General features: G+C 37.9%; 12 protein-coding genes. 2 read left to right on the top strand and 10 right to left on the bottom strand.

What is annotated here, in order from left to right:
* Positions 1 to 83 precede the first annotated feature (83 nt).
* The 10 genes from pcsB to yfmF form a co-directional block, all read right to left on the bottom strand.
* Positions 84 to 1,277: a peptidoglycan hydrolase PcsB gene (gene pcsB, locus ADI74_RS01095; RefSeq protein WP_049536498.1), complete on the bottom strand. Its 1,194-nt coding sequence runs from the start codon at positions 1,275 to 1,277 to the stop codon at positions 84 to 86.
* A gap of 93 nt (positions 1,278 to 1,370) precedes the next feature.
* Positions 1,371 to 1,865 (bottom strand): rod shape-determining protein MreD, encoded by a 495-nt coding sequence (gene mreD, locus ADI74_RS01090; protein WP_049536496.1) that lies wholly within the window; start codon positions 1,863 to 1,865, stop codon positions 1,371 to 1,373.
* 2 nt (positions 1,866 to 1,867) lie between these two features.
* Entirely contained in the window at positions 1,868 to 2,683 is an 816-nt protein-coding gene (gene mreC, locus ADI74_RS01085) for a rod shape-determining protein MreC (RefSeq protein ID WP_049536495.1), read from the bottom strand.
* A 59-nt stretch (positions 2,684 to 2,742) separates the two neighbouring features.
* Positions 2,743 to 3,537 (bottom strand): energy-coupling factor transporter transmembrane component T family protein, encoded by a 795-nt coding sequence (locus ADI74_RS01080; RefSeq protein WP_049536494.1) that lies wholly within the window; start codon positions 3,535 to 3,537, stop codon positions 2,743 to 2,745.
* On the bottom strand, positions 3,530 to 4,369 hold the full coding sequence (locus tag ADI74_RS01075; RefSeq protein WP_049536493.1) for an energy-coupling factor transporter ATPase: 840 nt from the start codon (positions 4,367 to 4,369) through the stop codon (positions 3,530 to 3,532). The genes ADI74_RS01080 and ADI74_RS01075 overlap by 8 nt, the downstream gene beginning before the upstream one ends.
* Entirely contained in the window at positions 4,354 to 5,181 is an 828-nt protein-coding gene (locus ADI74_RS01070) for an energy-coupling factor ABC transporter ATP-binding protein (RefSeq protein ID WP_049536491.1), read from the bottom strand. Before ADI74_RS01070 ends, ADI74_RS01075 begins: the two co-directional genes overlap by 16 nt.
* A complete protein-coding gene (gene pgsA / locus ADI74_RS01065; protein WP_049536489.1) occupies positions 5,178 to 5,723 on the bottom strand; it encodes a CDP-diacylglycerol--glycerol-3-phosphate 3-phosphatidyltransferase in 546 nt (181 codons plus the stop codon). Before pgsA ends, ADI74_RS01070 begins: the two co-directional genes overlap by 4 nt.
* A 10-nt stretch (positions 5,724 to 5,733) precedes the next feature.
* Complete coding sequence (gene rodZ, locus ADI74_RS01060; RefSeq protein WP_049536488.1) at positions 5,734 to 6,555, bottom strand: cytoskeleton protein RodZ; 822 nt, start codon at positions 6,553 to 6,555, stop codon at positions 5,734 to 5,736.
* Positions 6,556 to 6,591: 36 nt separating this feature from the next.
* The gene (gene yfmH, locus ADI74_RS01055) at positions 6,592 to 7,875 is read right to left on the bottom strand and encodes an EF-P 5-aminopentanol modification-associated protein YfmH (protein WP_049536486.1); all 1,284 of its coding nucleotides are present in this window, start codon (positions 7,873 to 7,875) and stop codon (positions 6,592 to 6,594) included.
* On the bottom strand, positions 7,872 to 9,122 hold the full coding sequence (gene yfmF, locus ADI74_RS01050) for an EF-P 5-aminopentanol modification-associated protein YfmF (RefSeq protein WP_049536484.1): 1,251 nt from the start codon (positions 9,120 to 9,122) through the stop codon (positions 7,872 to 7,874). The genes yfmH and yfmF overlap by 4 nt, the downstream gene beginning before the upstream one ends.
* Before the next feature lie 158 nt (positions 9,123 to 9,280).
* Between yfmF and yaaA the strand changes: the two genes are divergently transcribed.
* On the top strand, positions 9,281 to 9,649 hold the full coding sequence (gene yaaA, locus ADI74_RS01045; RefSeq protein WP_049536482.1) for a S4 domain-containing protein YaaA: 369 nt from the start codon (positions 9,281 to 9,283) through the stop codon (positions 9,647 to 9,649).
* A 2-nt stretch (positions 9,650 to 9,651) separates the two neighbouring features.
* The gene (gene recF, locus ADI74_RS01040) at positions 9,652 to 10,743 is read left to right on the top strand and encodes a DNA replication/repair protein RecF (RefSeq protein WP_049536481.1); all 1,092 of its coding nucleotides are present in this window, start codon (positions 9,652 to 9,654) and stop codon (positions 10,741 to 10,743) included.
* Positions 10,744 to 10,838: the final 95 nt, after the last annotated feature.

Here is a 10,838-nt window from a genome sequence, read left to right as displayed (position 1 = left end):
GCAATACAGAACTAAATCCTTTGGATAAATTAATTGTCTAACTTTTTGGGGTCAGTACATATCGAGCCTCTTTATTTGGTTCATTAGTTTGGATAGATGTATGTTACGTAACCTTGAGAAGTTGTAGTTGGGTTGAACCATCCACGTTTGTTTCCGATTGTACGATCTCCACCGTAGTTTGATTCTGATACTTGGATACGAGATGATGATGAAACTGCCGTAACAACCGCTACGTGTCCATAACCACCATCATTCCAACATGCAATCGCACCAACTTGTGGAGTTGATCCTGTACGAAATCCTGCTGCAGCAGCACTTGTTGCCCACTGAGCTCCGTTACCCCAGTAGTCTCCAGCCCAAGGTGCCAATGTCTTAGCTCCCCAAGTACATTCACCAGTTGGGTAACTTGATGCATTTGAGCTATATGTTGGACGTTGTCTAGCAGGTGCTGGAGTGTAGCTTGAATCCTCATCATCAGATGTTGATGTCGCTTGTACTTGAGCTGAGAAGCTTGTATTTCCTGAAGCAACTACTGATTGTTGTTGGCTTGCTTGACGAGCTTTGTAAGCTACTTCTGCTTCAGCCGCTGCTTTCGCTTCTGCTTCAGCCGTTGCTTTTTGTTCTAGCAAAGTAGCTTTTTCGCCTTCTGCAGTTGCTTTCTCAGCAGCAAGATTCAACTCAGCAACTTTCAACTCAGCTTGCTTTGTTGTCAATGTTTGTGCATCGTCAGCAAGAGTTTGTTGGTTGGCAATTACGGTATTGATAGCTTCGTTATTCGCAACTTGTTTTTCAGCAATTGATTTTTTATCAGCCTTTTGTTGTTCCAACATTTTGTTGTTAGCTGATACAATCTCGCTCATAGCTGCAACACGTGAAATAGCTTCAGTAATTGATTTTGAGTTTACAATTGTGTTGATGTAGCTTGTTGCAGCACCATTTGTTTGTGCACTACGTGCTTGTTTTTCCAATGAGTCATTACGAGCAACAATATTCTTAGAAAGCTCTGTAATTTCTCCTTCAAGTTTCTTAGACTCAGCTTGAAGTGTTTCATTTTCAGCTTGCAAGCTTGCTTGTTGTGTTTGAATAGCTGTAACTTGCGTTTGGATTTCATCTACTTCTTTTTGAGCTTCTTTTTGTTTAGCTGACAAGTCACTGATTTTACTATCTTGAGCAGCAATTTTTTCATCAGTTGTTTCAGCATGAACAGTTGTTAATACCGCCGCTTGTGAAACCAATACTGTACTTAACAAAAGTGACGCTAAGATTTTTTTCTTCATATTATATAGATACTCCTTCTATTTAAGACATTACTAGTATACCAAAAAAAGACATAATAAATATTACGCCTTTGTTACATTTATATTTCTTTCTTATAGATAATATTTTTCAAAAATGTATTGGAAAATCACCATCCATAAGAAGTTCAGAATCATTGATGGGACAAGACTATAGACAATGAAGACTGGCATAGAATCTACCGCCAATCCCACAGCCAAAGCAAGAAGATAACTCCCCATATCAAACAGAAAACTGATTACAATAATAGTCAGCATCCTTGTCCAACGATTTGTCAGAATCACACTGTTAAACTTGTGGAGCGAAGCACCAATCACGATAAACAAAAGCGTGGCAATTCCAATCAAGTGGAAAAAATAAATATCGTAAACCAAACCCACTATACAACAATAGGCTAGATAGAGATACTCTGACACCTCGATTGTCTCAAATAAGAGAAACAAGAATAGAAAATGACTGGCTAAATGAAAGTGGGGGAAGAAGGATCCCACCAATTGACTAATATGAGCATCAATTAGAACGATAACAGGGAGTAAAAAGAAAATACCAACTTGTTTAAACAGTCTCATTGCTAATTCCCCACTAACCCTACCACATGAAGATCTTTGGTGTCAGCACTCAACTTTACTGTTACCTCTCGTGTTAGATAGTCACTGCTGTGCGTTGTGGCAACAACCTCGCCAACAGGAATATCCTTAACATTAAAGTTTCCGAGCCCCCCTGTCGTCACCTTATCTCCCGCGCTAATGTCGCTATTACTATTTAATTGACTAATTTTAAGAAGTTCTGTTTCCTTGTCATAACCAACGATGATTCCATAAATTTCAGTAGAACCATGCAGGATTTTAACTGAAATTTTGTCGGAATTTTCAGTGTTTGTCAGCAAGTTAATCGTTGTTGAATGCTCCTCAACTTTTGAAACACTACCAATCAAGCCACCGTTTGCAATGGCCAACATGTTTTCAGAAACTCCTTTTGAACTTCCCACATCAATTGTCAACTCTTGCTTCCAAGATACTGGAGCTCGCATAATCACATCTGCTGCTAAGGTTTTTGTAGCCTGTAATTTTGACTTCATCTCTAAAAGTTGACGTAGTTGTTCATTCTCTGATTTTAGACGTTCTGATTGATTAGAATCCACCTCTAATTGATAGAGTTGTTTTTTTAGACTTTCGTTTTCATTGTAAGTCTGTGTCAAATGACCCAAATCCGATTTGAAAGCATCAAACCACTGAAATGGTTTTTGAACAATTCGATCTACTAAGGAAATTCCATCTCCTAGTTTTGTCACAATAGCACTTGAATAGGTTGTCACTAATAGTACAGAAACTGCCAGAACTGTGACAAAAACGATGATTAGATATTTTGATTTTTTAAAACGGTTCATATTCCTACCTTTTTACTAAAGATCTACTACTGTGATTTTTTATCAATCTTACAAATCCACTAAGATTTTAAGAAAAATAAGAGACATCCCAGCACCAGAATCACAAGAATCGCCAGTGTATCCTTTTGACTCCATCTCAACTGTCTATACTGGCTTCTACCCTTTCCTCCCTGATAACCACGCGCTTCCATGGCTATTGCCAATGAATCTGCACGCTTTAAGCTAGTCGCAAAAAGAGGAATTAAAATCGGAATCATAGCCTTTACTTTTTGAACGATACTGCCTTCGCCAAAGTCAACTCCACGAGCTTTTTGAGCATTCATAATTCGCGTCGTGTCATCCATCAAGGTTGGAACAAAACGCAAACTCATTGATAACATGAGCCCAATTTCATGAACAGGAACTTTCACGCGTTTCAGAGGCGCTAAGAGAGATTCAACTGCAGCTGCTAAACTCAAAGGCATGGTCGTTAACGTTAGCAAAGTTGAAAAGAAAATAATCAACACAAAACGACAGAAAATAATCCCAGCTTGTTGCAAAGCATAATCCGTTATTCTTATAAAAGAAAACTCAAATAAGACATTTCCACTTGAAATGAAAAAGAGTTGAAATAGAGTCGTAAAAGCAATCAAGAAAAACATGGATTTTAATCCCTGGATAAAAAATGAGAGGGAAACGCCCGACAAAGCGATAAATATACCTGTTGCTACAAAAAGAATGAGATTGGCGAGGGGATTATTGGCCCAAAATACAATCAAAATCAACAGGATCATAGCGAGCAATTTACTACGGGGATCCAAGCGATGAATGATGGAATCTCCTGGTATATAACGCCCTAAAATCATACTATCCATTTAGCGACTCCTTAAACTCCTCTATCTTGATTGGCAGTTTTTTAAAAGCTACACCTCTATCTGCCAAACGTTTACAAAAAGCTGTGATTTTAGGCACACCCAACTGTACATTTTCCATAGAGGCTACATCTTGGAAGACATCACTTGGTTTGCCACTTTTGACCAAACGCCCCTTCTCCATAACATAGACCTGATCAGCATATGCAGCTACATCATCCATCAAATGCGTTACCAGAACGATTGTCATTCCAGCAAGGTGAAGTTTTTTAAACAAGGTCATCAATTCTTTTCTGCCCAAAGGATCTAGTCCAGCTGTTGGTTCATCCAAAACCAAGACAGTAGGCTCCATCGCTAGTATCCCTGCAATGGCCACACGTCTCATCTGACCACCCGAAAGTTCAAATGGACTCCTCTCAAAGAGTGACTCATCAATGCCCACCAAGGCTAACTTTTCACGTGCAATTTTCTCGGCCTCTTCCTCAGAAACTCCAAAATTTTGTGGTCCAAACGCAACATCTTTCAAAACAGTCTCTTCGAAAATCTGATTTTCAGCAAATTGAAACACTAGACCAACTTGCTTTCGAATCTGACGAATTTCTTTATTGGTTGATGTAGGGGTAATGACGGTATCAAAAACTCGAACAGAACCTTTACTTGGAAGCAATAGGCCATTTAAAAGCTGTAAGATCGTCGATTTCCCACTACCTGTATGTCCTATCAAAGCTGTATAGGAACCGTCCTCAATCGTCAAGGAAACATCAGTCAAGGCTGATGAAGATAGGGGAGTCCCCTCTTGATAGGTAAAGTTCACATTTTCTAGAGTAATTCCCATAACTTGTCCTCTAGCTCTCCTTCTGTCAAATAGCCATCCGGCAACTGATAGCCTGTCTCTCTCAAAGATTCTCTCAATTGATTCGTAAAGGGATCATCTAAGCCTATCTGGTCAAGGTCATCCCGAGAAAAAAGTTCTCTTGGGCTACTGGTTGACTCCACTTGGCCTTTTTTCATGACCAGGACACGGTCACTCATCGCAACTTCTTCCAAGTCATGCGTAATGGAGACAACTGTCATCTGATAGTCTTTTCGAATCTCTTGAACTGTCTGAATCAGTTCTCTGCGCCCCTCGGGATCCAACATACTTGTAGCCTCGTCCAGAATCAAAATAGCAGGTCTCAAGGCAACAACTCCTGCAATGGCTACCCGTTGTTTTTGTCCACCCGATAAGCGGGCTGGTTCTCTCTTCTTAAAGTCTAGCATACCTACTAACTCCAAAGATTCAGCCACTCTTTTCTTCATTTCTTCTCGAGGAAGTCCCTGATTTTCTAGGCCAAAGGCAACATCATCTTCAACAGTTGCACCTACAAATTGATTGTCTGGATTTTGAAAAACCATACCAATTTGACGACGCAAGTCCCAAACATTCTCAGGGGACAGCAATTGGCCATCTATCCAGATTTCTCCAGATTCCGCTTCAAGCAAGCCATCAATCAAACGAATAGTTGTTGACTTTCCACTCCCATTATGACCTACGATTGAGAGCCACTCCCCACGTTTCACGTGAAACGTAACGCTGTTAACATCATAATACTCTTGATCTTCTTTGTATCGAAAAGACAGATCTTTTACTTCAATAATCGATTTCATTTCGAACCAAATGTCCCTTTGAATAGATGAGCGCTACCCTTGAAATAATCATAACCAGAGTAGATAGTGAAAAACAAAGCGATATAAAGCAACAGTTGCCCAATTAAATTCCAATGTAAGAGCAAAAAGATAATGGCAAACATTTGACTAAAGGTCTTGATTTTCCCAGGCATTGCTGCCGCCAGAACCGTTCCTCCCGTCTCAACGAGCAACAGACGAAGGCCTGTCACAGCGAGTTCACGACAGATGATAATAGCAACAACCCAAGCTGGAGCCATACCCAACTCAATCAACATGATAAAAGCTGACATAACCAACAACTTATCCGCCATTGGATCTGCAAACTTTCCAAAGTTGCTAACAACATTCCATTTACGAGCAAGGTAACCGTCAAGGTAATCTGTTACACTAGCAACTGCAAAGATAATCGCTGCCAGCAGGTGACTTCCTTGTGAATGGTCCAAAGTTAAAATAAGAATAAAGAGAGGTATAAAGAGAATTCTACCAATTGTTAATACATTAGGGATTTGTTCTTTTTTCATTGGTTCTTCCTTAATCTGTAGTGAATGTAAGTGTTACAGTTCCAGTCTGAGTTGTCAGCTTCGAGGTATCGATTGTTTGATTGTCCACAGTTAAAGTAACTCCCTTCACTACACCTAAAGTAATCGTCACAGGTTCTTTCGTCGAAACTGTTGTTTTTGCGTTTTTATTGTCTGATGACAAGGTCACACCACCTTCAAGGTCACTTCCTGAAACACTTACCCAGCTAGTTGCATCCGAAACAGTCAGCTGAACCGTAGCTGTTTCCTTACTCGTTTTATAGCGGGCTTCGATGCGGTTCCCTTCACCTGAAACGGTAATAGTTGATTCCGCAGTAGAAGATGAGCTTGATACCTGACTACTAGAAGATGAACTAGATGAGGTTGTTGAACTAGATGAGTTCACAACACTATAGTTAGCTGAAGAAGGACTTGGCTGAGTTTGGATGTAGTTCCAAACATAGTAAGTCACAAAAATTAAAATTGATAAAGCAAATAGCACAAAATAAAACAAAGGGAGATAAGACGTTTTTTTCTTATTTGTTCGTCTACGACCAGACAGGTCTTCTTCATCAACATCGACCTCTTCATAGGTGATCATACTACCTGAATCATAGGCATCCAAGACAATTCTTTCATCTAACTCTACTGCCCAAGCATATTTTCTTAAAAAAGAACGAGCGTAAAAAGTGCTAGGAAGTTGATCGAAATCATCCGCCTCCATTGCTTCTAGAAAATTCAACTGAATTTCAGTTTTTTCCTGTAATTCTTCTATACTCAATCCCTGGTTAATTCTAGCTAAACGCAGAACCTCACCAATTGTTTTTTTTCTCATACTTACCATTCCTTCTTTCTAGTGTTCTTGCCTTATTTAGGCTGGAAAAATTGTAAAATCAACTAGATTACCATTATCAATCAAACGATGCCCAGCTTCAAGAACATCTTCCAAAGTAATTTCCTGTAAAATTTTCGGAAAATCAAAAATTGTTTCTCCGCGATCCATAGGATCGTATTGAGTTGCAATAAATTCCAAGGAGTTCATACTACCGAAAAATTCTCCAAACATCTCACTCTTAACAAGATCGAGATGCTCCTCAGTAATATCTGCATCACTACTAAACTGACGAATCGCTTTCCGAAACTGGTGCGACAAAGAAACAGGTTCCTTGGTATCCATCGTCAATATCACAAAATGAAAGCGACTATTTACCTCAACCTCTAGTGACAATGACGCATCTAATTTCCCTGTCTCGTATAATCTTTGAAAACGATCCGAGGTCCAGCCAAACATCATCGTAAATAGCAATTTCAATAAAATGTTGTAACGATAAGACTCCTCTTCCGTTATTTGACCAGTTCCTCTAATAGCAACAGCGAGCTTGGGTGAAGAAACTTCCATACGAAGACTATCTGTTTGCTTCACAGGTTGCAAAGGAAGTTGCTCTTTTGAAACTGTAAACTGCTCTAAAATCTTATTTTTCTTTTTCGAAAAGTATTCCTCAATGAGCGCCACATCAATATTTCCAACTAAAAATAGAGACATGTTGACAGGTTTGTAAAAGTCTGTAAAGTTCTCTTTTAAATTTGAAACTTGAATCTCAGAAATTGATTTCTCACTCCCAACAATATCTGTCGCTAAAGGAGTATCAGGATAAAGATTGGCTAATGTTGCAAAAAACAAACGCGAATCTGGATCATCTTGATACATTTCTCGTTCTTGCTGGATAATATCTTGTTCCCTCAAAACAGACTCTTCTGTAAAATGAGCATCTCCAACTAACTCATCAAGCAAATCTAAATTATCTAATAAATGGGCAATTGTTGAAAAAAGATAACTAGTCTTAGTAAAGCTTGTAAAGGCATTGCTATCTGCACCCAATCGAGTAAATGCAGCCATCATATCTTCAGAATTTTCTCGTTCAAACAATTTATGTTCAAGAAAATGGGCAATTCCTGCTGGATGATAACGTAAACCTTTTTCCAAATCTGTATAAGTTGCATCTACAGAGCCAAATTGAACCGTTACAACCCCGTAAACCTCATTAAAATCTTGTTTAGGAAGTAAAGAAACTGTCAACCCATTTGACAATTGTGTTTTGTATACTCTTTCCTTTACAGCAGGATAGTATTTTTCTTCAAAAGTAACCCTTGTCATTCTACTCCTTCCATAAAGTAAATCGCTTGTAACTTCAAACTGTTGGCAGCTTTACATACAGCTTCTTTATCGACACTCTCTAATTTTTCCAACAACTGGTCAATGTCAAAAGTCGCTTTTCCAAATAGTTCAGTTAAATAGACTCTTTCAACTAGGGTATGCTGACTATCTTGAGCAATTAATAAAGATCTTCGAATCATCTCCTTGGTTTGATAAAGCTCAAAATCTGTAAAGTTGCCCTTTTTCAAATCCATCAACTGATGATTCATCATTTTTCTAGCTTGATTCCGATTCTCTCTATCGATACCTGCATACATTCTTACTAAGCCACTAAACAAATCTAATTGACTAGAGACCGTATAGGCTATCCCAGCATTCTCACGAACGTTTGTAAAAAGTTTCGAATGTGCAAATTCACCCAACAAACCATTCATAACAAGCATAGGTAGATGCTGATCATCACCATATTTTACAGGAGAATGATAGCCCATTTCCAAAACAGATTGTCCTACATTTCTCTGAACCATTCCTTCTTGTAGAACATTCGAGTAAGACTGATGGTACTGAATGGCAACATCGCTCTTTCTAGCTGTAAAGGGCAATGACTTCAGCGATTCTGTAATTTCTACTTCATTAAAATCACCTAAGAAAAAGAAATCAATCCGATCATTTTTCAGAGCATCTTGAAAACAAGTATAGCTACTTTCAGGAGACTCATTTGAAATGCTATTTCGTAAATCACTGTATCTCAATTGAAGACGCTCATCATGGAAGAACAAGCTATCCAACTCCTTATGAGCAAAATAAAATGAATCATCCATATCAGTAGCTAAGCTAGCCAATAATTGCTTTTTTTCAATTTCAAACAAGGTTGGCTCAAAGGCTCCATCTAGAACTAAGGGGGCAAATAAAGTCTGTTCTACCAATTCCAAAATTCGAGAAGTCAAGACATTTTTTTTACTCAAAAACTCATCTCGTACATAGGTAAAGGTTAAGTAAAGAATATGTGCCTGTCCTCTACGATAAGCACTCGTAGAAATATCTGCTCCGTACAAACTTGCTAAATATCTACGAAAAGCTTGAGAAGTTGGGTAAGCTTTATTGGCAGTCTCCAACATACTCGCACTTAACGTGCGTCCTGCTACTGTCTCAAGAGATAAGGGAGCAGTAAAACGAACAGTGATTTTATTTGTTTTAAACTTTTTGGATTGAACAAAATGTGCTGAAATTCCAGGCACTAACTCCATACCTTACCTCCTTACATATAGAGTTCTATTATATCACGAAAAGGAAAATATTTCTTATTCTCTTTACCGCTTTTAAAATAAAAATCGTTTTCATTTTCAGTGATTTCGCTCACTTAATTCTAAGAAATATGGTATAATACCTTAGATTGAGGTGAATTATGGAATACAAATTATTTGAAGAATTTATTACGCTCCAAGCCCTCCTAAAAGAGCTTGGAATTATACAAAGCGGTGGTGCTATTAAATCCTTTTTGATGGAACATCAAGTTTACTTTAATGGTGAATTAGAAACTAGACGTGGAAAAAAGATCCGTATAGGAGATGTAATTGACATCCCTGATTTAAAGATTGACATCACCTTGACACAACCAAGTTTAAAAGAGCAAGAAGAATACCAAGCAGATAAGATTGAAAAAGAGCGGATTGCTAAACTTGTCAAAGAGATGAATAAGGGTGTAAAGAAAGAAAAACAAAAAACTACTTTATCACCTAAAACCAAACAAGCTCCACGTTTTCCAGGAAGATAATCATGTGGCTCCAACATTTAACAATAAAAACCTTTCGAAACTACAAAGAGACGAAAATTGATTTCAATCCAAAATTAAACGTCTTTCTAGGTCAAAATGCACAAGGAAAGACCAATATTCTAGAAGCAATCTATTTCTTGGCCTTAACTCGTAGTCATCGTACTCGGACAGATAAAAATCTCATTCATTTTGATGAAGAACAACTCCATCTTTCTGGTTTGCTACAGAAAAAATCAGGTTCTATCCCACTAGAAATTGATTTAACACCAAAAGGTCGTGTGACTAAAGTCAATCACTTAAAACAAGCTCGCCTCTCAGACTACATCGGACATATGAATGTGGTTCTCTTCGCACCTGAGGATCTCCAGTTAATTAAAGGATCCCCATCCGTTCGTCGAAAATTTATAGATATAGAACTGGGACAAATTAAACCAATCTACTTGTCAGACTTGTCAAACTATAACCATATACTCAAGCAAAGAAACACTTACCTAAAATCCAGTCAAAAGATTGACGAAACATTTCTGTCGGTCTTAGATGATCAGTTAGTAGAGTATGGTTGTCGCGTCATAAAACATCGGATAAAATTCATCAAAGACCTAGAGAAATTTGGTGAAAAAAAACACTTAGAAATTTCAAACCAATCAGAAGAGTTGTCAATTTTTTATCAATCAACTGTCAACTTCACTAATGAAGAAGTTTTAATGGATTCTTTTAAAATGGCTATAGAAAAAAGTAGATCAAGAGATTTATTTAAAAAGAATACTGGTGTTGGCCCTCATCGAGATGACATTGCTTTCTATATCAACGGAATGGATGCTAGTTTTGGAAGTCAAGGGCAGCATCGTAGTCTTGTACTTTCTATCAAACTAGCAGAGATTGAACTAATGGAAAGCATTACTAACGAGTCTCCAATACTCTTGCTTGACGATGTTATGAGCGAACTTGACAACACACGACAACTAAAATTGCTAGAAACTATTTCACAATCTATCCAGACTTTCATCACAACAACAAGTTTAGACCACTTACAAAACTTGCCAGAAAATCTTAGCATTTTCAACATCCGAAACGGTAAAATATCTGTAAATTAAAGTTGACACTATTATAAACAAAAAAGAACTCCTGAATGTACTGACCCCAAAAAGTTAGACAATTAATTTATCCAAAGGATTTAGTTCTGTATTGC

The organism is Streptococcus pseudopneumoniae (assembly GCF_001074565.1).
Taxonomy (GTDB): Bacteria; Bacillota; Bacilli; order Lactobacillales; family Streptococcaceae; genus Streptococcus; species Streptococcus pseudopneumoniae_J.
The sequence above is the reverse complement of the archived record's forward strand: the minus strand, read 5'-3'. Positions and strand labels throughout refer to the sequence as shown.

Coding starts and splice junctions, on each gene's coding strand:
- pcsB (WP_049536498.1), bottom strand. CDS start 1,277: ATGAAGAAAAAAATCTTAGCGTCACTTTTGTTAAGTACAGTATTGGTT.
- mreD (WP_049536496.1), bottom strand. CDS start 1,865: ATGAGACTGTTTAAACAAGTTGGTATTTTCTTTTTACTCCCTGTTATC.
- mreC (WP_049536495.1), bottom strand. CDS start 2,683: ATGAACCGTTTTAAAAAATCAAAATATCTAATCATCGTTTTTGTCACA.
- ADI74_RS01080 (WP_049536494.1), bottom strand. CDS start 3,537: ATGGATAGTATGATTTTAGGGCGTTATATACCAGGAGATTCCATCATT.
- ADI74_RS01075 (WP_049536493.1), bottom strand. CDS start 4,369: ATGGGAATTACTCTAGAAAATGTGAACTTTACCTATCAAGAGGGGACT.
- ADI74_RS01070 (WP_049536491.1), bottom strand. CDS start 5,181: ATGAAATCGATTATTGAAGTAAAAGATCTGTCTTTTCGATACAAAGAA.
- pgsA (WP_049536489.1), bottom strand. CDS start 5,723: ATGAAAAAAGAACAAATCCCTAATGTATTAACAATTGGTAGAATTCTC.
- rodZ (WP_049536488.1), bottom strand. CDS start 6,555: ATGAGAAAAAAAACAATTGGTGAGGTTCTGCGTTTAGCTAGAATTAAC.
- yfmH (WP_049536486.1), bottom strand. CDS start 7,875: ATGACAAGGGTTACTTTTGAAGAAAAATACTATCCTGCTGTAAAGGAA.
- yfmF (WP_049536484.1), bottom strand. CDS start 9,122: ATGGAGTTAGTGCCTGGAATTTCAGCACATTTTGTTCAATCCAAAAAG.
- yaaA (WP_049536482.1), top strand. CDS start 9,281: ATGGAATACAAATTATTTGAAGAATTTATTACGCTCCAAGCCCTCCTA.
- recF (WP_049536481.1), top strand. CDS start 9,652: ATGTGGCTCCAACATTTAACAATAAAAACCTTTCGAAACTACAAAGAG.